22 protein-coding genes are annotated in these 24,390 nt (G+C 61.0%); 12 read left to right on the top strand and 10 right to left on the bottom strand.

The genetic code is table 11. The features are described from left to right. Nucleotides 1-480: 480 nt before the first annotated feature. On the bottom strand, nt 481-1,062 hold the full coding sequence (locus tag HTT03_RS00610; RefSeq protein ID WP_174857947.1) for a VOC family protein: 582 nt from the start codon (nt 1,060-1,062) through the stop codon (nt 481-483). Nucleotides 1,063-1,248: 186 nt separating this feature from the next. Between HTT03_RS00610 and HTT03_RS00615 the strand changes: the two genes are divergently transcribed. From HTT03_RS00615 to HTT03_RS00640, 6 genes are all read left to right on the top strand, one after another. After that, nucleotides 1,249-2,295 carry a rod shape-determining protein gene (locus tag HTT03_RS00615; protein ID WP_217482687.1) on the top strand — a complete coding sequence of 349 codons (1,047 nt, stop codon included), beginning with the start codon at nt 1,249-1,251 and terminating at the stop codon, nt 2,293-2,295. Nucleotides 2,296-2,366: 71 nt separating this feature from the next. Further along, nucleotides 2,367-3,269: a rod shape-determining protein MreC gene (mreC, locus tag HTT03_RS00620; protein ID WP_174857948.1), complete on the top strand. Its 903-nt coding sequence runs from the start codon at nt 2,367-2,369 to the stop codon at nt 3,267-3,269. Further along, a complete protein-coding gene (locus HTT03_RS00625) occupies nt 3,266-3,805 on the top strand; it encodes a rod shape-determining protein MreD (RefSeq protein WP_174857949.1) in 540 nt (179 codons plus the stop codon). The genes mreC and HTT03_RS00625 overlap by 4 nt, the downstream gene beginning before the upstream one ends. Before the next feature lie 15 nt (nt 3,806-3,820). Continuing rightward, nucleotides 3,821-5,770 (top strand): penicillin-binding protein 2, encoded by a 1,950-nt coding sequence (gene mrdA, locus HTT03_RS00630; protein WP_174857950.1) that lies wholly within the window; start codon nt 3,821-3,823, stop codon nt 5,768-5,770. Next, nucleotides 5,767-6,906, top strand: a complete 1,140-nt coding sequence (gene rodA / locus HTT03_RS00635; RefSeq protein WP_174857951.1) for a rod shape-determining protein RodA — start codon at nt 5,767-5,769, stop codon at nt 6,904-6,906. The genes mrdA and rodA overlap by 4 nt, the downstream gene beginning before the upstream one ends. Before the next feature lie 3 nt (nt 6,907-6,909). Next, entirely contained in the window at nt 6,910-7,848 is a 939-nt protein-coding gene (locus tag HTT03_RS00640) for a 2-hydroxyacid dehydrogenase (RefSeq protein ID WP_174857952.1), read from the top strand. A 17-nt stretch (nt 7,849-7,865) separates the two neighbouring features. On the opposite strand, the gene HTT03_RS00645 is transcribed toward HTT03_RS00640, so the two are convergent. The 5 genes from HTT03_RS00645 to HTT03_RS00665 all read right to left on the bottom strand — a co-directional run bounded on the left by HTT03_RS00645 (nt 7,866) and on the right by HTT03_RS00665 (nt 13,573). Next, nucleotides 7,866-9,878 carry a M3 family metallopeptidase gene (locus HTT03_RS00645; RefSeq protein WP_174857953.1) on the bottom strand — a complete coding sequence of 671 codons (2,013 nt, stop codon included), beginning with the start codon at nt 9,876-9,878 and terminating at the stop codon, nt 7,866-7,868. Between the two features lie 48 nt (nt 9,879-9,926). Next, a complete protein-coding gene (locus HTT03_RS00650; RefSeq protein WP_174857954.1) occupies nt 9,927-10,958 on the bottom strand; it encodes a HesA/MoeB/ThiF family protein in 1,032 nt (343 codons plus the stop codon). Beyond that, complete coding sequence (gene dut, locus HTT03_RS00655) at nt 10,958-11,410, bottom strand: dUTP diphosphatase (RefSeq protein WP_174857955.1); 453 nt, start codon at nt 11,408-11,410, stop codon at nt 10,958-10,960. Before dut ends, HTT03_RS00650 begins: the two co-directional genes overlap by 1 nt. 9 nt (nt 11,411-11,419) lie before the next feature. After that, a complete protein-coding gene (gene coaBC, locus HTT03_RS00660) occupies nt 11,420-12,613 on the bottom strand; it encodes a bifunctional phosphopantothenoylcysteine decarboxylase/phosphopantothenate--cysteine ligase CoaBC (RefSeq protein ID WP_174857956.1) in 1,194 nt (397 codons plus the stop codon). 81 nt (nt 12,614-12,694) lie between these two features. After that, nucleotides 12,695-13,573, bottom strand: a complete 879-nt coding sequence (locus HTT03_RS00665) for an RNA polymerase factor sigma-32 (RefSeq protein WP_174857957.1) — start codon at nt 13,571-13,573, stop codon at nt 12,695-12,697. 96 nt (nt 13,574-13,669) lie between these two features. Here HTT03_RS00665 and cobU point away from each other — a divergent pair, with 96 nt between their 5' ends. From cobU to HTT03_RS00680, 3 genes are all read left to right on the top strand, one after another. Next, a complete protein-coding gene (gene cobU, locus HTT03_RS00670; RefSeq protein ID WP_174857958.1) occupies nt 13,670-14,191 on the top strand; it encodes a bifunctional adenosylcobinamide kinase/adenosylcobinamide-phosphate guanylyltransferase in 522 nt (173 codons plus the stop codon). After that, nucleotides 14,188-14,769: a histidine phosphatase family protein gene (locus HTT03_RS00675; protein WP_174857959.1), complete on the top strand. Its 582-nt coding sequence runs from the start codon at nt 14,188-14,190 to the stop codon at nt 14,767-14,769. Before cobU ends, HTT03_RS00675 begins: the two co-directional genes overlap by 4 nt. Before the next feature lie 67 nt (nt 14,770-14,836). Continuing rightward, complete coding sequence (locus HTT03_RS00680; RefSeq protein WP_174857960.1) at nt 14,837-16,375, top strand: YifB family Mg chelatase-like AAA ATPase; 1,539 nt, start codon at nt 14,837-14,839, stop codon at nt 16,373-16,375. On the opposite strand, the gene HTT03_RS00685 is transcribed toward HTT03_RS00680, so the two are convergent. The 4 genes from HTT03_RS00685 to rsmI form a co-directional block, all read right to left on the bottom strand. Next, nucleotides 16,317-17,174: an alpha/beta hydrolase gene (locus tag HTT03_RS00685; protein ID WP_217482688.1), complete on the bottom strand. Its 858-nt coding sequence runs from the start codon at nt 17,172-17,174 to the stop codon at nt 16,317-16,319. The genes HTT03_RS00680 and HTT03_RS00685 overlap by 59 nt on opposite strands. A gap of 74 nt (nt 17,175-17,248) precedes the next feature. Continuing rightward, a complete protein-coding gene (gene gshB / locus HTT03_RS00690) occupies nt 17,249-18,184 on the bottom strand; it encodes a glutathione synthase (protein ID WP_174857962.1) in 936 nt (311 codons plus the stop codon). A gap of 106 nt (nt 18,185-18,290) precedes the next feature. Further along, the gene (locus tag HTT03_RS00695; RefSeq protein ID WP_246253310.1) at nt 18,291-18,689 is read right to left on the bottom strand and encodes a YraN family protein; all 399 of its coding nucleotides are present in this window, start codon (nt 18,687-18,689) and stop codon (nt 18,291-18,293) included. A gap of 13 nt (nt 18,690-18,702) precedes the next feature. Continuing rightward, complete coding sequence (gene rsmI / locus HTT03_RS00700) at nt 18,703-19,563, bottom strand: 16S rRNA (cytidine(1402)-2'-O)-methyltransferase (RefSeq protein ID WP_174857963.1); 861 nt, start codon at nt 19,561-19,563, stop codon at nt 18,703-18,705. A gap of 87 nt (nt 19,564-19,650) precedes the next feature. Here rsmI and HTT03_RS00705 point away from each other — a divergent pair, with 87 nt between their 5' ends. The 3 genes from HTT03_RS00705 (at nt 19,651) to HTT03_RS00715 (ending at nt 24,291) form a co-directional block, all read left to right on the top strand. Next, the gene (locus HTT03_RS00705; protein WP_174857964.1) at nt 19,651-20,832 is read left to right on the top strand and encodes a penicillin-binding protein activator; all 1,182 of its coding nucleotides are present in this window, start codon (nt 19,651-19,653) and stop codon (nt 20,830-20,832) included. Between the two features lies 1 nt (nt 20,833). Beyond that, on the top strand, nt 20,834-23,614 hold the full coding sequence (locus HTT03_RS00710) for a [protein-PII] uridylyltransferase (RefSeq protein WP_174857965.1): 2,781 nt from the start codon (nt 20,834-20,836) through the stop codon (nt 23,612-23,614). A 125-nt stretch (nt 23,615-23,739) separates the two neighbouring features. Then, nucleotides 23,740-24,291, top strand: a complete 552-nt coding sequence (locus HTT03_RS00715; RefSeq protein ID WP_246253311.1) for a CHAP domain-containing protein — start codon at nt 23,740-23,742, stop codon at nt 24,289-24,291. Nucleotides 24,292-24,390: the final 99 nt, after the last annotated feature.

The raw sequence follows: 24,390 nt of genomic DNA on the forward strand, positions 1-24,390 counted from the left end.
TTACGCCTAGCTTCACCAAATCGCCTACCCGGCGGGACGGGCAGGCGATGGCCCGGCGCCTGCGGCTTGATTCCGGGCCCGGTGGCATGGAAAACTGTTGAGAAAATGGGGACAGCGCTTCGAGCATTGCGCTTTAATTGACTGATCTCAGCCCCGACTAAGTGACATCAAAAGCCATCAAAAGCGAGAGCAATCGCCTGACCGTGGGTCGGCGATGCGATCCGCGTTGATACCCCTTTAAGGCTTAATCGTGATGTGCGCTATGGCTCAATCGTAATGTGCGCTCGCGAGGTTACGCCCAGCTTCACAAACTCGCCCACCCGCCGCACCAGAGGTGCGCAAACATCCAATCGCACGCTTCTGGCGTGATGGACGGGCAGCCGATGGCCCGGCGCCTGCGGCTCGATTCCGGGCCAAGTGACATGGGAAACCGTCGGGAAAGAGCGCCAGCGCCCGCGGCTTGTCTTGCGCCGCGCCCCGTCAATACGGGTTCTTCGCCCCACGATCCTCACTCAGCGACGCCTGACCGCGCTCGACAATCTTCACCGTCGCGTCCGCCAAATGCTGCCGCTGGATATGATTATCCCCCGCCGCTACCCGCAGCTTATGCGCCTCTAGCATCACCTCTGCATGGCTCGACCCACGCGGCGGGATGAAGGTATAGCAGGCCAGTTCGATCAACAGCCCCAGCGGATCTTTGAAATAGATCGAATGCATGAAGCCCCGATCCTTCACGCCCGAATGACCAATACCGCGCGCTTCCAGCCGTTCGATGATCTGGTCAAACATCGCCTTGTCTACCTCAAACGCCAGATGATGCACGCAGCCGGGGTCCGTCGGCGTGCGGTTATGCACGCGTTTGCGGGTCTCATTGGTAAAGATCGTGATCAAGCGACCATCGCCGGGATCAAAATACAGATGCCCCTCGTCGGGATCATCCAAGTTGGGCTGGTCAAAGACAAAGGGCATCCCCAGTACCCCTTCCCAAAAATCAATCGAGCTTTGCCGGTCTGCTCCGGTAAGTGTGATATGATGCACCCCGAGTGTTTGAATTTTTTGCATGATGCCGTGGACCTCCGCCTTACATTTCCTTAAATCTGCCACTGCATGATAGCGCGATGGCAATATCGCGCCACCTTTGCCGCCTTGCCCCTTTCACCCTGCCCCTGCGCGTCCTATAAGGGCCAATAGCCCGCGCATATCCTATGCACCGGGCCCGTCCGAATATTTGCAAGGCTCCGCTACCCTATGTCCATCCTCGATCAATTCCGCGGTCTGTTCTCCTCTGATATGGCGATCGACCTCGGCACCGCGAATACGCTGGTTTACGTCAAGGGTAAGGGCATCGTTCTGAGCGAACCTTCGGTTGTCGCCTACCACGTCAAAGACGGCGTCAAGAAAGTGCTCGCGGTGGGCGAAGACGCCAAGCTGATGCTGGGCCGGACACCGGGCAGCATTGAGGCGATCCGCCCGATGCGCGAGGGTGTCATTGCCGATTTCGACACCGCCGAGGAGATGATCAAGCATTTCATCCGCAAGGTGCACAAGCGCTCGACCTTCTCCAAGCCCAAGATCATCGTCTGCGTGCCGCATGGCGCGACCCCAGTGGAAAAACGCGCGATCCGTCAATCGGTGCTGAGCGCGGGCGCCCGCCGTGCGGGGCTGATCGCCGAACCCATTGCCGCTGCCATTGGTGCCGGCATGCCGATCACGGACCCCACCGGCAACATGGTTGTCGACATCGGCGGCGGTACGACCGAAGTCGCGGTGCTGTCCTTGGGCGACATCGTCTATGCCCGCTCGGTCCGCGTTGGTGGTGACCGGATGGACGAAGGCATCATCAACTACCTGCGCCGCCAGCAGAACCTGCTGATCGGGGAAACCACGGCTGAGCGGGTGAAAACCTCCATCGGCACGGCACGTATGCCCGATGACGGGCGCGGCACCTCGATGCAGATCCGGGGCCGTGACCTGCTGAACGGTGTCCCGAAAGAGATCGAGGTGACACAAGCCCAGATCGCCGAAGCCTTGGCCGAACCGGTGCAGCAGATCTGCGAAGCGGTGATGACCGCGCTGGAAACCACCCCGCCCGACCTCGCCGCTGACATTGTTGACCGGGGCGTCATGCTGACCGGCGGCGGCGCGCTCTTGGGTGACTTGGACCTCGCCCTGCGCGAGCAGACCGGCCTTGCGATTTCGGTCGCGGATGAGCCGCTCAACTGCGTGGCCCTCGGCACTGGCAAGGCGCTTGAGTATGAAAAACAACTCCGCCACGCAATCGATTACGACAGTTAATACTGGCAAGGTAGCCAGACCCGGCACGCGGCGACAACGCCCCGCCTGACCGGGTGGGAGTTTGAGCATAGATGGCCAGAGACCGGTCCAGTTCCAGCGATTTCACCGGCCCCCTGCGTCGGCTGCTTTTGGCTGTGCTGGTGCTGGCGTTGACCGGCGTGTTCCTGCTGTGGCGGATCGACAGCCCGCGTGTGGAACGCTTTCGCGCTCAAGTGACGGACCGTTTTGTGCCGAACCTCGACTGGGCGATGGCTCCGGTGACTGGCACGATCAACCTGCTGCGCGACTTTCAAAGCTATCAGCGGCTGAACGAACAGAACCGCGAGCTGCGCTCGGAACTGCGCCAAATGCAGGCGTGGAAAGAAGCGGCGTTGCAATTAGAGCAGGAGAACGCGCGGCTGCTGGACCTCAACAACGTGCGGCTCGACCCGCGCCTGACCTTTATCACCGGCACCGTGATGGCTGACAGTGGCTCGCCCTACCGGCAATCCGTGCTGTTGAATGTGGGCGCGCGCGATGGACTGGTCGAAGGCTGGGCGACGATGGACGGCATTGGCCTCGTGGGGCGCATTGCGGGTGTGGGCAAGAACACGGCACGGGTGATCCTGCTGACTGACGCCTCAAGCCGTATTCCGGCGACGATCCAGCCCTCGGGACAACGCGCGATGGTGACCGGCGATAACACCGCCGCCCCGCCGCTTGATTTTATTGAGAACCCCGAACTGGTCCGCCCCGGCGACCGGGTGATTAGCTCAGGCGATGGTGGGGTCTTTCCGGCGGGCATTCTGATCGGACAGGTTGCCGCCGATCCAGGTGGGCGTCTGCGGGTGCGTCTGGCGGCAGATTACGAGCGGCTCGAATTCCTGCGCGTGCTGCGCCACCACGGCCATGAAGAGGTGCCCGACACCGCGCATGTGATCACCTCGGACGGGCCGCTGGCCGACCCGGCTGCGCCTGTGGGGATCACCCCATGACCGATCTGTCGCGCAGCCGTCTGTGGCTCATGCGGGGCGGCTTTGTCGCGCTGGTCCTGGTGATCCTATTCTTTCACCTCCTGCCGCTGGAAACCCTGCCGCGCAGTTGGGCCGGGCCGGACCTGCTCTTGGCCTTTGCCTGCGCTTGGGGGTTGCGGCGGCCTGAATATGTGCCGGCGATCATTTTAGCCGGGGTTTTTCTGCTGGCGGACCTGCTGCTACACCGCCCACCCGGTCTTTGGGCCGTGCTGGCTCTGATCGGGGTGGAGAACCTCAAATCGCGCGGGCGGCATCTGCGGGACGCGAGTTTTGCCGCTGAATGGCTGAGCGTCGCTGTGGTGCTGAGCGTTGTGATCTTGGGCAATAGGTTGCTCTTAGGGCTTGCGCTGTTGCCCACCCCGACGTGGACGCTGAACCTCACCGAACTTGTCGCGACGGTCGTGATCTATCCGCTGATCGTATTTGTCACCCATGGTATCATGGGCGTGCGTAAAACAGCGCCGGGCGATCTTGATGCGCTTGGCAAACGGGTTTGAACGGAGACCGCTGCAATGAGACGCAACCGCGCTGACAGTGATGCAAGCCACCTCAAACTCACACGCCGTGCGGCGTTGTTGGGCGGCGCGCAGCTATTGTTCATGGGCGGATTAGCCGCGCGGATGCGTTATCTGCAAGTCGATCAGGCCGACCAATTCCGCCTGCTGGCCGAAGAGAACCGCATCAACATCCGCCTGATCCCCCCCGCCCGTGGCGAGATTTTTGACCGCAACGGGCTGCAACTGGCTGAAAACGTGCCCTCTTACCGCATTGTCATGGTGCGCGAAGATGCTGGCGATGTGGAAAAGGTCATGGACCGCCTTGCGCAGGTCATTGAAATCGATCCGGAAACCCGCGAACGCGCGATGGCTGAAATGGCCCGCTCCGCCCCCTTCCTGCCCGTCACCATCGTCGATGACGTCAGTTGGGAGGTCGTGAGCAAAGTCAGCGTTAATGCCCCTGCCCTGCCCGGTGTCACGCCCGAAGTGGGTCTGACCCGCGTCTACCCGCGCGGCGGAGACTTCGCCCATGTGGTGGGTCGTGTGGGCCGCGTCAGCCAAGCTGATCTGGACGCGCTGGAAGACCCTGATCAAGTGCTGCGCATCCCGCGTTTTCAGATTGGCAAGATCAACGTCGAGGCCCGCGCCGAAAGCCTGCTGCGTGGCAGCGCCGGGACCAAGAACGTCGAGGTTAACGCAACCGGCCGCGTGATGCGCGAGTTGGAGCGGCGAGAGGGACAGGCTGGGGCCGATCTGCAACTGACGGTCGACGCCAATCTGCAACGCTACGTGCAAGCGCGTTTGGGCGAAGAAAGCGCCGCGGTGGTAATTATTGACTGCGAGAACGGCGACTTGGCGGCGCTTGCCTCATCGCCCAGCTATGACCCGAACCTCTTTATCGGCGGGATTTCCTCGGCCGATTATAACCCGCTGCTGAACTCCAAATACCGCCCGCTGGTGAACAAACCCGTCCAAGGCACCTACCCACCCGGCTCTACCTTCAAGATGATCGTGGCGCTGGCCGCCATTGAAGAGGGCATCGTTACCCCCGATGAAACCGTCTATTGCCCCGGCCATCTGGAGGTCGCGGGACGGCGCTTTCACTGCTGGAAACGCGCAGGCCACGGTTGGGTCGACCTACAAAACTCGCTCAAGCAATCGTGTGACGTCTATTACTACGACCTTGCTGTGAAGGTGGGGATCGAAAAGATCACTGCAATGGCGAACCGCTTCGGCCTAGGTGTGAAACATGATCTGGCGCTGTCGTCCGTCGCCGGGGGGCTGACGCCAACGAAACAATGGAAACGCTCAGCGCGGGGCGAGGAATGGGTCGTGGGCGACACCGTCAACGCCTCGATCGGACAGGGGTTCAACCTTGCCTCACCGCTGCAACTGGCGATCATGACCGCACGCATCGCGACGGGCCGCGCAGTGGACCCGCGGCTGATCAAATCCATCGACGGGGTGGAACAGCCCAGCGGTGCCGGGGCGCCGATGGGGCTGAACGAAAACCACATGCGACAGGTGCGCAAGGCGATGTACGATGTGGTCAACGACCGGCGCGGCACCGGCTACCGCAGCCGGATCATCGACGATACGATGCGGATGGCGGGCAAGACCGGCACCAGTCAGGTCCGCAACATCACCGCCGCCGAACGCGCGCGTGGCGTGACCCGTAACGCAGACCTGCCGTGGGAACGCCGTGACCACGCGCTTTTTGTGGGCTTCGCACCATTTGACAAGCCGCGCTATGCAGTCGCGGTTCTGGTCGAGCATGGCGGCGGCGGCTCCACAGCGGCAGCTCCCATCGCGCGGGACGTCATATTGCAGGCTATGGCCGGCGGCGAGCCCCCGCTCGACGCCTATCCCAAGTCTGACCGGGGCCGCATCAAGACCCAGCAAGAGAAGCTCCGCGATCTGGCCCCCGGCACCGTCGCCGCGAAAGAGGGCGAGGATCAGGCATGAGCTATCTTGAGCATACGGTCAAACACGTCCCCACCGGGCTGCGCAAAATCCTGTATATGAACTGGCCGCTGGCGATCTTGCTGACCTCTGTCGCGGGGGTCGGCTTTTTGATGCTCTATTCCGTGGCCGGTGGCTCCTTTGCCCCATGGGCAGAGCCGCAGATCAAGCGTTTCGGGCTGGGTCTGGCGCTGATGTTCAGCGTGGCGATGGTGCCGATATGGCTGTGGCGCAACCTTGCTGGCGTGGCCTATGGTGGCACGCTGCTGCTGCTTGTCGCGGTCGAACTTTTCGGCTCGGTGGGCATGGGGGCGCAGCGCTGGATTGATATTGGTTTCATGCGATTACAGCCTTCGGAACTGATGAAAATCACGCTGGTGGTGTTTCTGGCGGCCTATTACGACTGGCTGCCCGCCAAGAAAGTCTCGCGCCCGTTTTGGGTACTGCTGCCCATATTAATTATCGTGGTCCCTACCGCGCTGGTGCTGAAACAGCCCGATCTTGGCACCTCAATCCTGCTGCTGACGGCGGGGGGCGGGTTGATGTTTTTGGCCGGCGTTCACTGGGCTTATTTCGCGGCGGTCATCGCCGCTGCGATCGGGCTGGTCACAGCGGTCTTCCAATCGCGGGGCACACCGTGGCAATTGCTTAAGGACTACCAGTACCGCCGTATTGATACCTTCATCGACCCCAGTCAGGACCCGTTGGGCGCGGGCTACCACATCACCCAGTCCAAGATCGCGCTCGGCTCGGGCGGCTGGTCGGGGCGCGGCTATATGCAAGGCACCCAGTCGCGGCTGAACTTTCTGCCCGAGAAACACACGGACTTCATCTTTACCACACTGGCCGAAGAGTTTGGCTTTCTTGGCGGCGTATCGTTGCTCTGCCTTTATGCGCTCATCATCCTGTTCTGTGTGGTCTCAGCAATCAAGAACAAAGACCGGTTTGCCAGCCTGTTGACGCTGGGCATTGCGCTCAATTTCTTTCTCTTTTTCGCCGTCAATATGTCGATGGTCATGGGGCTGGCCCCGGTGGTGGGCGTGCCGTTGCCGATGGTCAGCTACGGTGGCTCGGCCATGTTGGTGCTGCTCTTGGCCTTTGGCCTTGTGCAATCGGCGCATGTTCATAGACCGAGGTAATTTATGACGATCAATATTCTTTTCGCTGCCAAGGCCGAACGCTGGGCTGGATATGAACAGCCCCTGACGGATGCGTTAACGAAAGCGCTGCCGGGGCGGGATCTCAAACTCGCCACAGATTTCGCGCCCGAAGAGGTCGACTACATCGTCTACGCGCCTAACAGCGATTTGCAGGATTTCACACCCTACACCCGCGCCAAAGCGGTGCTGAACCTTTGGGCCGGGGTCGAGAATATCACCGGCAATGAGACCCTGAAAATCCCGCTGACCCGGATGGTGGATTTCGGCCTGACGCACGGTATGGTGGAATGGGTCACCGGCCATGTGCTGCGCTATCATCTGGGGCTGGATATCGACATCACCCGGCGAGACGCCAAATGGGAGCCGCGCGACCAACCGCTCGCCCGTGATCGCAGTGTCGCGATCCTTGGGCTTGGCGCACTTGGGCAGGCGGTGGCCAAGGCGCTGGTGGGGCTGGGCTTTAGCGTCAGCGGCTGGTCGCGGAGTGAGAAAGCGGTGGAGGACGTGCGTTGTCTGCATGGTGACACAGGTCTGACCGAAACGCTCAAGCGTGCCGAGATCGCCGTGCTTTTGATGCCCGACACGCCCGCCACCCAGAATGTGATCAACGCCGAGACGCTCGCGCAGATGCCCAAGGGTGCCTATATCATTAACCCCGGTCGCGGTCCGCTGATTGACGATGACGCGCTGCTCGCCGCGCTCGACAGCGGACAGATCGCCCATGCCACGCTTGATGTCTTCCGGGTCGAGCCGCTGCCCGAGGACCACCCCTATTGGGCGCATCCCAATGTCACCGTGACCCCCCATATCGCCGCCGCGACGCGCAATGACACGGCGTCCGAAGTGATCGCGGAAAACATTCGCCGCAGCGAAGCCGGTAAGCCGTTGCTGCATCTCGTGGACCGCGACCGGGGGTACTGACCCCCGGCCACATGCTCTTAGGCCGCCAGTCCGCGCCCCTTCAGCAGCGCTTCAACCCCCGGCAAGCGTCCACGGAACGCGGTGTAAAGCTCTGCCGGATCGCGGCTGCCGCCGGTTGAGAGGATGTGGTCTTCCAACGCTTTGGCGCGTTCTGCATCGAACGCCCCATCTGCTTCTTCAAAGGCGGCAAAAGCATCGGCGTCCATCACCTCGGACCACATGTAGCTGTAGTAGGCGCTGGAATAGCCGTCGCCCGCAAAGACATGTGCGAATTGCGGTGTGGCGTGGCGCATGCGGATTGCCTGCGGCATGCCGATTTCCGCCAGCACCTCGGCCTGCCGCGCCATGGGATCAGCGGGCGGGGGGCCGTCGTGGAACTCCAGATCGACGAGCGCAGAGGCGATGTATTCCACGGTCTGAAAACCCATGTCGAAGGTCGCAGCCTTCAGCACTTCCTCCAACATCTCGCGCGGCATCGCCTCGCCGGTGTGGGCGTGGGTGGCGAATTTCTGCAGCACTTCGGGTTGGTCCAGCCAATGCTCGTAAAGCTGGCTCGGCAGTTCCACGAAGTCCCGCGCGACCGAGGTGCCGCTGACGCTTTCATAGGTCACATCCGAGAGCATCTGGTGCAACGCGTGGCCGAACTCGTGAAACAGCGTCCGCGCATCGTCATAGGACAGCAGAGCTGGATCGCCTTTGGCAAAGTTGCAGACGTTGATGACCACCGGCGCTTGTTCCTGCGGGAACTTCGCCTGCGCGCGCATTGCCGAACACCACGCGCCCGAACGTTTGGAGCCACGCGCGAAATAGTCCCCGATAAAGACCGCCACATGTTCGCCACCGCGCGTTACCTCCCATGCCCGGCAATCGGGATGATAGAGCGGCACGTCAAGCGGCGCGAATTCCAGCCCGAACAGACGATTGGCACAGTCAAAGGCTGCGTCGATCATTCGGTCGAGTTGGAAGTAAGGTTTCAGCGCCGCTTCATTGAGGTCATGCTCTGCCGCGCGGCGTTTCTCGGCATAGTAGCGCCAATCCCACGGCTCAAGGGGGCCGTTCACACCGTCGTCCTGCATGAGTGCTGTGAGCACTTCGGCATCCGCATCAGCCTGCGCCTTGGCTGGTTTCCAGACCGACATTAACAAATCGCGCACCGCCTGTGGCGTCTTGGCCATTTCGGTTTCCAGCTTATAAGCGGCGAAGTTTTCATAGCCGAGCAACTCTGCACGCTCCTTGCGCAGGGCCAACGTCTCGGCGGCAATCTCGCGATTGTCGGTCTCTCCCCCATTCGCGCCACGCGCTTCCCATGCGCGGAACGCCTTTTCGCGCAGATCGCGGCGGTCCGAGAATTGCAGAAAAGGCACGATCAGCGAACGCGACAGCGTGACCACCGGACCGTCTGCGCCTTTCTCCTCGCCCGCTGCCCTTGCGGTGTCGATCACAAAATCCGGCAGGCCGGTCAGGTCATCTTCGCCCAGCGGCATGAACCACGCCCGCTCATCGGCCAGCAGGTTCTGGGTGAACTGCGTCCCCAGTACGGCAAGCCGCGCCTTGATCTCTTTCATGCGTTTGGCGGCATCCCCGGTCAGCGCCGCCCCGGCGCGGACGAAGCCACGGTGGGTTAACATCAGCACCCGCGCCTGTTCCTCGGTCAGGTCCAGATCATCCCGCGCGGCCCAGACGGCAGCGATACGCGCGAACAGCGACTCATTGCCCGAGATTGCCGATTGATGCGCCGCCAGTTCCGGCGAAAATTCGCGCTGCAACGCCTCGCGCGTTGGGTTGCTGTCGGCCCCGGCGACGGTGAAAAACACGCTGAGCACCTTGTCGAGCGCTTGGCCAGAGGCTTCTAGCGCTTCAATCGTATTAGCAAAGGTGGGCGCATCCGAGTTGTCTGCTATCGCGTCGATCTCGGCCCGGTGGGCGGTCAGTGCCTCTTGCAACGCAGGCGCGAAATCGTCGTCGGAAATACGGTCAAAGGGGGCGATGCCGAAGGGGGTGTCCCAACGGGCCAGCAGCGGGTTTGTCATGAAAATCTCCTTTGCCCCCAAGATGGGGCGCGGGGCAGAGACTTGCAATCACCCGCCGCAGGTTTCACAGCCCTTCCGACGGGTAATCGTGATCTGCCGGTTCTCGCCGTAAAGCCCGTCATAGATCATCATCTGCCCACGCAGCACACTGCCCGCGCCAGTGATGAGCTTGACCGCCTCCAGCGCCATCATCGTGCCAATCACACCGGGCAGTGGGCCGATCACCCCCGCCTCCGCACAGGATGGCGCAAGCCCTGCAGCCGCCGCTTCGGGAAAGACGCAACGATAGCAGGGCGCGCCGCGGGCGGGATCAAAAACGCTCAACTGCCCTTCCCATTGGCTCAGCGCACCTGAGATAAGCGGCACACCCGCCGCGACACAGGCCGCGTTGACCCGGTAGCGCGTGTCCGAGTTGTCGGTCCCATCCAGCACGAGGTCATAGTCAGCGATCAGGGCTTCTGCGATGTCGTCCGACAGGCGGCGGTGATAGGGGCGCACGGTGATATGGGGGTTCTGAGCCAGCATTTCGGCTTGGGCTGAGAACACCTTGGGCATGCCGATAGAGGCGTCTTTGTGGATCACCTGCCGTTGCAGATTGGCGTTCTCGACCGTGTCATCATCGATCACCCCAATGGTGCCGACCCCTGCCGCCGCGAGATATTGCAGCGCAGGCGCACCAAGACCGCCTGCGCCCACAACCAGCACCTTGGCATTTTTCAGCGCCTTCTGCCCTGCCCCGCCGACTTCGCGCAGGACGATGTGGCGGGCGTAGCGGTTCAATTCGCTGTCGCTGAAGCTGCCCGAACTTGGCGGAGCGTCCACCGGTGTGGCCCGTGCTCGCAGGGTGGACAGGCCCAAACGGTAAAGCGCCACCAGCGCGGCAAAGCCCGCCAGCAACAGCCAAGGTGCCGCGCTGCCGCCGGTGCCAAGGCGCATGGGATGGTCTGCCGGGAAGACCAGATGCAAGGCGATTAGGGCCACGAACATCACCGCGAGCATCCCTGCCCGCAGGCCGCGTGGCATGCCCAAAAGGCCACCGCCGAACCAAATGGCCAAGGCGATCAGCAGCACCAGCGCCATCAGGCGGCCCCTGTCGAACCAAACCCGCCTGCACCGCGCGTCGTCTCATCCATTTGCTCAACCAGATCAAAGCCCGTCTGCACCACAGGCGCCACGACCATCTGCGCGATGCGCATCCCATGCGTCACCGTAAAATTCTCATCACCCATATTCCCAAGGATCACCCCAACCACGCCACGATAGTCACTGTCGATCGTGCCGGGACTATTGATTACGGTAATACCATTCTTGAGCGCCAACCCGGAGCGCGGGCGGACCTGAACCTCGAACCCCTGTGGGATCGCCATATGCAGCCCAGTCGAAATAAGCGCGCGCGCACCGGGGGCCAAGGTGATCGCGCCACCGGGCAGGTTCGCGCGCAGGTCGGCCCCGGCGGCGCCAGTGCTTTCATAGGCGGGCAGCGGCAGGGTCTTGTCCGCGCCTTCGGCCCAGCGGAGTTTGATTGTGGTCATGACGTTCCTTCAGGCCAGTTCTGCGGCAATACGTTGGGCGAGCTGCTGGGCAACTGCATCTTTGCCCATGCGCGGCCACTCCTCTGCACCCGCGTCGGTAATCAATGTCACAGCGTTTTCACTGCCCCCCATGATCCCAGTGCTGGGCGAGACATCATTGGCCACGATCCAGTCACAGCCCTTGCGCAGCCGTTTCGATGTGGCGTTGGCCAGCACATCGTCGGTCTCGGCGGCGAACCCCACGACCAGCGGCGGGCGGTCTGTGCTGCGCTGGCTGATGGTTTTGAGGATGTCGGGGTTCTCGGCAAAGGAAAGCGTGGGCAGGCCATCTTTGGATTTCTTAAGCTTACGACCGCTCGCCCCCTCGACCCGCCAATCAGCCACAGCAGCAGCGAAAACGCCGGCGTCGGCGGGCAAGGCAGCCTCGACCGCCTTCAACATCTCTTGCGCTGTCTGGACCGACACGACCTGCACGCCCTCGGGCGCAGGCACCTCTGCCGGACCGGTGACAAAGACAACCTCGGCCCCCAGTGCTGCAAGCGCGCGTGCAATGGCCGTCCCCTGCGCACCGGATGAGCGGTTGGCGATATAGCGCACCGGGTCGATGGGCTCATGCGTAGGCCCCGACGTCACGACGACGCGCTTGCCCTTTAGCGGACCATCGCCAAGACGCGCTTCGATGGCGGCGACGATCTCCAGCGGTTCTGCCATGCGTCCGGGGCCATATTCACCGCAGGCCATGTCGCCGTCATTCGGGCCAATCATGCCGATACCGTCACTGCGCAGCGTGGCAATATTGCGCTGTGTCGCGGGGTGCGTCCACATGCGGACATTCATTGCGGGGGCCAACAGCACCGGCGTGTCAGTGGCCAACAGCAACGTTGAGGCCAGATCATTCGCTGTGCCTTGGGCCATTTTCGCCATCAAATCCGCCGTCGCAGGTGCCACGACCAACAGATCCGCCGCGCGGCTCAGTTGGATATGGCCCATCTCAGCCTCATCCCCCAGATCAAAGAGATCGCGAAAGACCTTTACGCCCGTCAGTGCGGAAACCGAAAGCGGTGCGACAAACTCTTCGCCAGACCGAGTCAACACCGGCGTCACCCGCGCCCCACGTTCGCGCAGGCGGCGGATCAGGTCGAGCGACTTATAGGCAGCAATGCCCCCCCCGATGATCAACAGAATATGTTTGCCCGACAGCATAAAGGCCCCCCGATTTCATTCGGGAGACCTTAATCCGGGGATCACAATTCTGCCAGCCCCCAGCGAGTGGGGGCGCCTCAGTCATGCCAAGAAAGCAAAGACTTCACGCGATTGCATTTCGAGCGACTTGCGCATTTTGCCGAACGCTGCCGCTTCCAGCTGACGCACCCGCTCTTTGCTGAGGCTCAACTCATCGCCAAGGCTCTCCAAAGTGCGCGAAGGATCACGCAGTTTGCGCTCACGAACGATGAACTGTTCACGCTCCGACAGCCCCTGCATCGCGGTCAGCAGCCAGTTGCGCAATTGTGCCGTGTCATGCTCTTCCTCAACACGTTCCGCAGCCTGCGCGCTTTCGTCAGCCAACGCTTCGATCCACTCACGGCCCTCATCTTCGGCGGACTGCGTGGCGTTCAGCGAATAGTCCGATCCGGACAGACGCCCCTCCATCATCTCCACATCATGCAGCGGCACACCGATTTCGGTCGAGATCATCTGGCGTAGCTGATGTTTGTCGAGGGTCTGGCCCATCGCCGAGGCTTCGCGCTCCAGCCGAGCCTGCACACGACGCATATTGAAAAACAGGGATTTTTGCGAGGAGGTCGATCCGGTCCGTACCATCGACCAGTTGCGCATGACATGGTCTTGGATGCTCGCCTTGATCCACCAAACGGCATAGGTCGAGAAGCGCACGCCTCGGTCGGGGTCGAACTTATCCGCCGCCTTCATCAAACCCAGACCCGCTTCTTGGATCAGATCGTTCATGGGGGCGCCGTAGCGCTTGAATTTACCCGCCATGGAAATCGCCAAACGCATGTAAGCGGTGATCAGACGGTGCAGCGCTGCCTCGTCTCGCTGGTCGCGCCAAGCATAGGCCAGTTCAAGTTCGGTATCGGCGTCGAGCAACTCGGCCTTCATAGCGGTGCGGGTGAGTGAAAATTCGCGTGCGGTTTGCAATGACATAATGGATATCCCCCTTAAAGCGTGGCTTGGCTTGTGATGCGCCGTTGAGAGAGATACGCAGAGCTATGCCATTTGGTTCAAATATTTGATGAGAAGATGTTGCCAAGAAATACCTTCGCTCTAGGCGGTGCGGCGTCAGGAAAGTCCCAATGGGCCGAGGAGTTGGCAAATTCTTCAGGTCTTAAAAGGACTTACCTTGCCACTGGGCGCATCTGGGACGCCGAAGTTCAAGAACGCGTGAACATACACCGGGCGCGGCGTGATGCGGGGTGGCAGACAGTTGAATGCCCGCTTGACCTGTCAGAACCGTTGTCCAACCTCACCATGGGCGAGATTGCGCTGATCGATTGCGCGACCATGTGGTTGAGCAATCACCTGCTGGAAGGCAGTGACCTTAAACAAGCGCAAAACGACCTGCTGCAGGCGTTGCGCGGCTGCGCGGCACCGTGGATCATTGTGTCAAACGAGGTGGGACAGGGGATCGTCCCCGACAACGCATTGGCACGGCAGTTCCGCGAAGCGCAGGGGCGGCTCAACATCGCGCTCGCCGCCGAAGCCGACACCGTGGTTCAGGTGATCGCAGGTTTGCCACAGGTGCTGAAAGGCCAGTTGGAATGACGGTCTGGCACTGGGTCCGTCATGGCCCGACACATGAAAAAAATTTCGTTGGCTGGCGCGATGTGCCTGCCGATCTGTCAGATGCCGCAGCCCTTGCGCGGCTGAACGCCCACCTGCCACGTGAGGCCGTGCTGCTGTCGTCTGACCTTAGCCGCGCGGTTGCGACTGCCGATGCCTTGGCGCTGCCGAGCCGCGCCCGTCTTCCGAATGAGCACGGCCTGCGCGAGTTGCACTTTGGCGCTTGGGACGGGCTGCATTTTAAAGAGGTCGCAGCCCGCGACCCGGACTTAAGTCGCGCCTATTGGGAAACGCCGGGCGATGTCGTTGCGCCAGAGGGCGAAAGCTGGAACCAAACCAAAGCTCGCGTTGATCGCGTGGTGGCCCGGATCAATACCGCTCATCCGCAGGCGCATGTGATCGCAGTCGCTCATTTCGGCGTAATCCTGACCCAGATCCAACAGGCGCTCGGCACCGAGCCTTTGGCGGCCATGGCCCATAAGATCGACAATCTATCGGTGACTCACCTGAGCCATAAAGAAGGCCAATGGCAGGTCCATAAGATTAACGATGTGCTCTAACCGGATTAACCATTCTTAAACACACCCTGCCTAACCCTTAATCCTGTCAGGGCAGGAGAATAGACAGATGGTGTCGCGGGCCTATACGGTCGCATTTCAGGGGGTAGAGGCCCGGATGGTTGAAGTGCAATGCGCTATGACCGCTGGTTTGCCGGGTTTTTCCATCGTCGGGCTGCCCGACAAAGCGGTTTCAGAAGCCCGCGACCGGGTCCGCACCGCACTCGGCGCGATGGCCATTGCCCTGCCGTCCAAACGCATCACCGTGAACCTATCCCCTGCGGACCTGCCGAAAGAAGGCAGCCATTTTGACCTTCCTATCGCCCTGGCGCTCTTGTCGGCGCTGGACATTCTGCCGGATGATATAACACAGAACGTCGTCGCTCTGGGCGAGTTGTCTCTCGACGGCACGTTAGTCCCGGTGGTCGGCGCCCTGCCCGCCGCCATGGCAGCCGCCGCCCACGACCGCAGCCTGCTCTGCCCTGCCGCCTCGGGGGCGGAGGCCGCATGGGTTGGTGCCGCGCAGGTCATCGCCGCGACATCCCTCAGCGATGTGGTGCGCCATTATACTGGACAGGTGCCAATCACCCCCGCCGAACCGGGTGAAGTGCCGCTTTCCACAGCCACCCGCGACCTGCGGGATGTGAAAGGTCAGGAACGCGCCAAACGCGCTTTGGAAATCGCTGCGGCAGGGCGTCATCACCTAATGATGGTGGGCACGCCGGGCTCGGGCAAATCCATGCTCGCTGCCTGTCTGCCGAGCATCCTGCCGCCCCTTACCGCCATCGAAGCGCTTGAAACGTCGATGATCCATTCGCTCGCGGGGCTGCTCGACGAAGGCGGCATCTCTCGCAGCCGGCCTTTTCGCGAGCCGCACCATACCGCCTCCATGGCCGCGATCATCGGCGGCGGGCGGCGGGCCCGGCCCGGCGAAGTCTCCCTTGCCCATAACGGTGTCCTGTTCATGGACGAGTTTCCCGAATTCTCGCGCACCGTGCTCGAAACGCTACGCCAACCTATCGAGACCGGCGAGGTGATGATCGCCCGCGCCAAAGCCCATGTGAAATACCCCTGCAAATTCATGCTGGTCGCCGCCGCGAACCCCTGCAAATGTGGGTATCTGCCCGACCCCGCCCGCGCTTGTTCCCGCGTACCGGCTTGCGGCGAAGACTACTTGGGGCGCATTTCTGGCCCGCTGATGGATCGTTTTGACCTGCGTGTCGACGTGCCGCCTGTCAGCTATACAGACCTGAACTTGCCGCCGAGCGCCGAAGGCTCAGCAAATGTCGGCGCCCGCGTTCGCGCCGCACGTGACCGACAAACCGCTCGTTTTGCCGATCATCCGGGGATGTCCGCCAATGCCGATGCCATGGGCGATATGCTCGAAGCGATTGCCAGCCCCGACAGTGATGCCCGCGCATTGCTGGTCCGCGCAGCAGATCGCTTTGCGCTATCGGCACGGGGCTATCACCGTGTGATGCGGGTCGCCCGCACAATCGCTGATCTAGAGGGCGCCACCCATGTTGGTCGTGCCCATATGGCGGAGGCGATTAGTTTTCGACTTCCCGACCCAGCCTCTCGCTGCCTGCCGCAAGCGGCAAAGCCTTGATCCAATCCGCAAGCGCTTCAATCGTCGCTTGCGCCTCTGGCAAATGGTTTTGAAAGAGCGGCCAAACATGGGCCAGATCATGCTCTTCGCGAAAGGTCACCTGCACATTGGCAGCCTCTAAACGTGCAACCAAACGGCGGCTGTCGTCGCGCAAAATCTCGGTATCGCTGGCACAAAGCCAGACCGGTGGCGCGCCCTGAAAATCTGCGTACAACGGGCTGATTTTCGGATCGCTGGGGTTAAACCCTGCGAGATACAACTGCACCATTTCGCTCGCCCGCTGAACCGGCAAGAGCACATCGCGCCCCGCATTCTCGCGAAAACTTCGCCCCGAAAAGGTCAGATCCAATAAAGGCGAAAGCCCAAACACACCTGCCGGCAAAGCGCGGCCCTCTGCACAAAGCTCTGCCAACAGAGCGAACACCAAAGCCCCACCGGCGCTATCGCCGCCGATCACGATATCCTGCGCCGCGATCCCCGCACGACGCAGCCCGTCCCAAGCCGCGCGCACGTCCTTCGCCGGCGCAGGGAACCGCGCTTCTGGAACTCGCGCATAGGTTGGCAAAACTGCTCGGGCTTTGCAACGCGAGGCCAGCCGCGCCAACATGGCCTGATGCGTCTGCGGGCTGCCAAAGACAAACCCCCCGCCGTGAATATAAAGGATGACCCGCGCCCCCGCCTGCGACGGGACAAGCCACAAGGCGCGCGGACCATCCGGCACCTCTTGCCAATTCGCATCTACGTCGCGGGGGCCGCGAAAAAACAGGCGGGCCTGTATTTCTAGAACCCGACGCAACATCTGCGGTGATCCGCGCGACAACAAGGGTTTCTCAGTCCAGCGCAGACAGCGGTTCAGCAGATGACGCCGAAGGCTCACCCGCGCCGCGCCTCAATCGCCTCCCAGATCTTGCCGGCGATATTCACCCCGTCAAACCGCTCCAACTCCTGAATGCCAGTGGGCGATGTGACGTTGATCTCGGTCAGATAGTCGCCGATCACGTCGATGCCGACGAAAACCTGCCCCTTTTCCTTTAGCAGCGGACCGATGGTCGCGCAGATTTCCAGATCGCGCTCTGTCAGTCCGACCTTTTCAGGCCGCCCGCCGACATGCATATTCGACCGCGTCTCGCCCGCTGCTGGCACGCGGTTGATCGCCCCCACGGCTTCACCGTCGACAAGGATGACACGTTTATCACCCTGAGATACCGCAGGCAGAAACTTTTGCACGATCAACGGCTCACGCGAGAAGTTGGTGAACAATTCATGCAGCGACGTCAAATTGCGATCATTCGTATCCAACCGAAACACGCCAGCCCCGCCATTGCCATACAGCGGTTTGAGAATCACATCGCCATGTTTGGCTTTGAATGCTTTAATTGTCGCAAGATCGCGTGCGATCGTCGTTGGCGGCGTCAATTCGGGAAAGTCGAGCACCATCAGCTTTTCGGGGAAATTGCGTACCCAAAACGGATCATTGACCACCAATGTGGTCCCTTTCAACCGATCCAGCAGATGGGTCGACGTGATGTAGTGCATGTCAAACGGCGGATCCTGGCGCAGCCAAACCACATCGAAGCCCGCAAGATCAACCTCACGTTCCTCACCAAACTGCGCATGATCGCCCTGGACGCGCTGGACGGTAAAATCATGCCCCCGCGCCGTGATCCGTCCCTCTTGATAGGCCAGATGGTCTGGGGAGTAGAAAAACAGCGAATGCCCCCGCGCTTGAGCTTCTTCGGCAAGACGGAAACTGCTGTCCGCGATGATGTCCACGTCCCCAATCGGGTCCATCTGAAAGGCGATCTTCATTGGGGTCTCCCTGCTGCTTGCGTCGGTCACGTCCCGACCTGAACCTATGGAACAGGGTAAAAAGGACCCCTCTTAGATGGCGCAGCAGGTGGGAGGGCGCAATAGCTCAGCAAAGACCAAAAGCATTTTCAATGATTTCAGTTGCTCCCTGTCCGTTAACAAGGGCCACATCAAAACGCACTTCCGTCAGACTGCCAGCAGGCTCTCCAGCAAGGAATTCTTCGGCGGATTTGTAGATACGTTGCATCTGTCGCTTTGACAGGCTTTCTGCAGCGCGGGCGAAATTGCGACTTTGTTTCACTTCGACAAAGATCAAGGCAGCGCCGTCCCGCACGATCAAATCTATCTCCCCCGCGCGCCCACGCCAACGCTGCCGCGCAACCGCAAACCCCCGTCGCTCATAGTCTTGAGCAATACGCTGTTCGGCGGCCAATCCTGCGTGATAAGCATTCAACCCTCGCTGACGCTTTGCAGCCGAGCGCAGGGGCGCATCTCTTACCATCATCGAAACAACCTCCTCAACCGTCGTTGCCGAGCGACAATGCTGCCTGATAGACCTGCCGCCGGGGCAAACCATGAGCTTTGGCCACCAGATCAACGGCATCGCGCATCGAATGATCATGCAGCGCCCGCTTCAGGTCCGCTTCTAAGTCAACTTGCTTAACAGATTCTAAACGTCCGCGATCAATAAGCACGACAACTTCGCCTTTTGGCGCTTTGGCAAGATAGGTTTCCGCGAGGTTTTCCAATGTATCCCTTTGGATCTCCTCAAACTTTTTTGTCAACTCTCGGCACATTGCGGCCTGTCGCTGCCCCCCCAGAGCCGTGGCCGCGTCTCGCAACATCGCCCCTAGCCGCTTGGGCGATTCGTAGAAAACCAACGTGCCGGGGATATCGCGAAGCTTTTCCAGCGCACTGAGACGGGCAGCTTTGCTATTTGGCAAAAACCCAGCAAAGAAAAATGCGTCCGTTGGCAGCCCACCCAAGGCCAAGGCGGTCAGTACCGCTGATGGCCCTGGCGCGCAGGTCATCATGACCCCCGCCTGCGCTGCTGCTCGGCTCAGTTCGAACCCCGGATCGGCGATCAACGGCATGCCCGCTTCGGATGCATAGGCGACCGATTTTCCCTCGCCAATCGCAGCGATCAGCCGCTCCTGCACCGTTTGGCCGCTGTGATCGTGCAGAGCCAACACCTGCCGCCCGGCAAGCGGGACGCCGTGGATTTCCATCAGCCGCCTCAAGCTGCGGGTATCTTCAGCCGCCAGCACATCGGCGGAGGCCAGCACGTCCAGCGCCCGCAGTGTGATGTCACGCGCCGTGCCGATGGGGACGCCGACAAAATAAAGTCCTGGCGCTAGCTCTGTCTTTTGGAATTTCAACGCTGGACCCGCCTTTCGCAGTCACTATGATCGCGGCCATATTCCGGCGGCTTTTGCCGCCCTGTAACCACCGGGGAGTGAATACCGATGATTGCCTTTTTCCGAGCCATCCGCAAGAAGATGCACCTTTTGTTGTTGCCTCTCTTTGCTGCGATCCTCGCGGCCTGTCAGCCTGTCGCGATCACAGGCGCCAATTCCGGTGGCCCGCGTATTGATACGGCCGCACCTGTTCCGGTGGCCCTGCTGGTCCCGCGCGGCGGTTCGGCCAGCGATAATCTGCTCGCTCAAAACCTAGAAAACGCCGCGCGTCTGGCGATGCGGGATCTGGGCGGTGTTCAGATTGACCTGCGCGTATATGGCACGGCGGGCAATGCGAGCCAAGCGGCCTCGATTGCCTCTCAGGCCGTGAATGAGGGTGCAAAGATTATTCTTGGCCCGGTTTATGCCGAAGCAGCCAATGCCGCAGGTGTTGCCGTGGCAGCCTCGGGCGTGAATGTCCTGTCCTTCTCTAACAACCCGACCATTGCAGGCGGGAATGTTTTCATCCTCGGACCAACCTTTTCTAACACCGCGAACCGCTTGGTGAGCTTTGCCAAACGCAACGGCAAAGATAAGATCGTCGTATTGCACGGGCAGGATCTGGCTGGTCAACTGGGCCGTGATGCGATCTTGCAGGCGATCAGCGCCAATCGCGCCACTTTGGCAGGCACAGTAGATTATGCCTTGAGCCAAGAATCCGTTGTCGCTGCCGTGCCGCGGGTCAAAGCTGCGGTTGACAGCACCGGGGCAAATGCACTGTTCTTGACCACCTCTTCGGCCAGCGCCCTGCCGCTTTTCGCCCAATTGCTCCCTGAAGCGGGCGTGCAGGCGGCCACCACGCAATACATGGGTCTGACCCGCTGGGACATTCCGGCGCAGACATTGGAACTGCCGGGCATTCAGGGCGGCTGGTTCGCACGGCCCGATACCGGGGCGAGCAATGCTTTCACCAACCAATATAAAGCCGCCTATCAAAACGAACCGCATCCGCTTGCTGGTCTGGCATTTGACGGCATAGCCGCGATTGGCTCGCTGGTGAAAGCTGGCAAATCGAACGCCCTGACTGGCGCAGCACTGACCCAAGGTGCGGGCTTCAATGGGGCCAGCGGCGTCTTCCGCCTGCGCCGCGATGGCACAAATGAGCGGGCGCTGGCGATAGCCACGATCCGCGACAACCGTGTTGTTGTGCTTGACCCAGCCCCCCGCGGCTTCGGCGGCGCCGGGTTCTAAATTGGACCTAGCGAAACCGACAACAACATCAGGCGCGGGGCCCCACCCGCGCCTGATTTGCAGCCCCGAACAGATTTTCGATGGTGACAGCGTCTGGCGGGCGCTTTCACAGCTCGACACCACCCATGAAGGCGCGGCCCTCCGGGCTGATATTGTGGCGATCCTGCGCAGCGCGCGCGAGGCAGGCCGCGCCGCCATTGCACAGGCCTTTGCGGAATCCCCCTTCGACGCGCGGGCGATGACCTCGTCCTATACCTATCTAACCGACCAACTGCTGCGTTGCGTGCTGTCCATCGCCAGCCATATCCTTCACCCCAATCCCAACCCGACCGAAGGCGAGCGTTTGGCGATGATCGGCGTGGGCGGCTATGGGCGCGGCGAGATGGCACCTCATTCGGACGTCGATCTGCTGTTTCTGATCCCCTACAAGGCCACCGCTTGGTCAGAGAGCGTGATTGAATCGATGCTCTATATCCTGTGGGATCTGAAGCTGAAGGTCGGTCACGCCACCCGTACCATCGAAGAATGTCTGCGTCTTGGAGCGGACGATTTCACCATTCAAACGGCGCTGCTGGAACATCGTTTCATCGATGGCGATGCGGCCTTGGCAGAGGCGCTGTCGGAAAGTCTTAAGATCGATCTCTTCTCAGGCTCAGGTCATGATTTTATCGAAGCAAAGTTGGAAGAGCGTGATAACCGCCACCTGAAACAGGGCGAACGCTATGTGGTGGAGCCCAATGTCAAAGAGGGCAAAGGCGGGCTACGCGATCTCCATTCGCTGTTCTGGATCGCCAAGTTCATCCATGACGTTGACCGCGTGGCCGATCTGGTCGATCTCGGCGTCTTCCGCGCCGATGAGTATGACACTTTCCGCGAGGCCGAGGCCTTTCTCTGGGCGGTGCGCGGGCATCTGCATCTCTTGGCCGGGCGGGCGACCGAACAGCTGACCTTTGACATGCAGGTGCTGGTGGCCCAAGCGATGGGCTATGAGGACATGGGCGGGCGGCGCGGGGTTGAGGTCTTTATGCAGGCCTACTTCCGCCACGCCACTGCCGTGGGCGATCTGACACGCATCTTCGTGACCGGGCTGGAAGCCAGCCATATGAAGGCCGAACCGCTGTTGGAGCGCATCTTTCGCCGCCGTCCGAAAATACGCGAAGGGTTTCAGGTGGTGCACAACCGCATTGCCGTAAAGGACGATGCTGAGTTCCTGTCGGACAAACTGAATCTGCTGCGCATCTTTGAGGAAGCCCTGCGTACCGGCATGTTGATCCACCCCGACGCAATGCGGCTCATTAAGGCCAATCTGGCGCTGATCGACGATGACATGCGTCGCACGCCCGAGGCCCGGCGCATCTTTCTTGATCTGTTGCTGAAACACGGCAACCCTGAACGCGCTTTGCGACGGATGAATGAACTGGGCGTGCTTGGTGCGTTCATCCCCGAGTTTGAACCGATCGTGGCGATGATGCAGTTCAATATGTATCACAGCTACACGGTTGACGAGCATACGATCCAATGTATCGCCCATCTGGCCCGGATCGAGAAAGGCGAGTTGGAAGAAGAACTGCCCGTCGCCTCTTCGATCTTGGAGCGTGGCGTGAACCGCAAAGTGCTCTATATCGCCCTGCTGCTGCATGACATCGGCAAAGGCCGCCCCGAAGACCATTCGATCATCGGCGCCAAACTGGCGCGGCGCATTGGGCCTCGACTGGGGTTAAAGCGGGATGAAGTTGACACGGTTGAATGGCTGGTCCGCTACCATCTGCTGATGTCCGACATGGCCCAGAAACGCGACATCGCCGACCCGCGTACAGTGCGCGACTTTGCCAAGGCCGTGCAGACGGTGAAGCGGCTCGACCTGCTCTGTGTGCTTACGGTCTGCGATATTCGTGGCGTCGGGCCGAACACTTGGAACAATTGGAAAGCCGTCTTGATCCGCGCGCTCTACCGCCAGACCGAACGGGCACTGGAAACCGGGCTGGAGGACCTCAACCGCGAGAACCGCGGGGCCGAGGCCAAGAAAGCGCTGCGTGCCGCATTGAAAGACTGGCCGCGCAAGGCGCTGCAACGCGAGACCGCGCGGCATTACCCGCCCTATTGGCAGGGCCTTCACGTCACCGCGCATGTGGCCTTTGCCGAACTGCTGCGCGACATCGGCAATGACGACATCCGCATTGATCTGCACCCCGACGAAGACCGCGGCGCCACTCGCGCCTGTTTCGTCATGGCCGATCACCCCGGCATCTTTGCGCGTCTGGCCGGGGCGCTGGCGCTGGTAGGGGCCAATGTCGTGGATGCGCGCAGCTATACCACCAAGGACGGCTTTGTCACCGATGCCTTCTGGATTCAGGATTCCGAGGATAACGCCTACGAAGCCTCCCGCCTGCCACGCCTGCGTGAGATGATTGAAAAGACCCTGCGTGGCGAGATCGTTGCCCGCGATGCCTTGAAATCACGTGATAAAGTCAAGAAACGCGAACGCGCCTTTAAGGTGCCGACGCATATCACCTTCGACAATGAAGGATCGGAGATCTACACGATTATCGAGGTCGACACCCGCGACCGCCCGGGTCTGCTTTATGATCTGACGCGCACATTGGCGGCCTCCAACGTCTATATCGCCAATGCTGTGATCGCGACCTATGGCGAGCAAGTCGTCGATACGTTCTACGTCAAAGACATGTTTGGCCTCAAATATTACGCCGAAGCCAAACAGCGCGCTTTGGAAAAACGTCTGCGCGAGGCGATTGCCGCCGGGGTTGAGCGAGCGGAGGGTTAGGCTCCTCCTTTCGCCTAACCGGCAATTTCCCGCCGGTCGCCATATCCGCGCTTTGCTTTTAAGCCCGAATATTCAAAATCCTTCGCAACCCGGCAAAAGCGCGGGATTTCGTGAATGAGGGACATATGAGCGCCACACGCGCAGCACTGCCGAACCGGGGCCTTATGGCGATTTGCGCAACTCTTTTGTTGACCGCTGCCTGCGCAAAAGCTCCCGACACGCTGCCAACCTATGATTTCGGTGGGATTGACCCGCAGCGTCATTTCATGGCCGTGCAAACCGCCCAAGACATGCGTGCCAAGGGTCAACGCGTTTGGTGCGTACCCTTTGCCCGCAATGTCAGCGGCATCCAAATTCGCGGCAATGCAGAGACATGGTGGGGCAAGGCAAAAGGGCTTTATCCACGCGGCAAAGAGCCTGTGGTCGGCGCGGTGATGGCTTTTAGCGCAACCGGGTCCATGCCGATGGGGCATATTGCCGTGGTGTCCGACATCGTCTCCCCGCGTGAAATTAAAGTCGATCACGCCAATTGGAAGCGCAATCAGGTCTCGCTCAAGATGGCAGTGATTGACGTGTCCAAGGCCAACGACTGGTCCGCCGTGCGCGTGGAAAGCCAGCCCGGTGCCTTTGGCAGCACCTATCCGATTAACGGCTTTATATACCCCACCGGAGGATAAGCGCCGCTTTGCCAAAGCAGCGAAATCGGGGCTAACGCCCAGCATTGCGCCGCGCCAGCGCCCGCGCTAGGGACGGTGCAGCGCAACTTAAGGCTCCCC

It is taken from the genome of Sulfitobacter maritimus, assembly GCF_013346665.1.
In the GTDB taxonomy this organism is placed as follows: Bacteria; Pseudomonadota; Alphaproteobacteria; order Rhodobacterales; family Rhodobacteraceae; genus Sulfitobacter; species Sulfitobacter maritimus.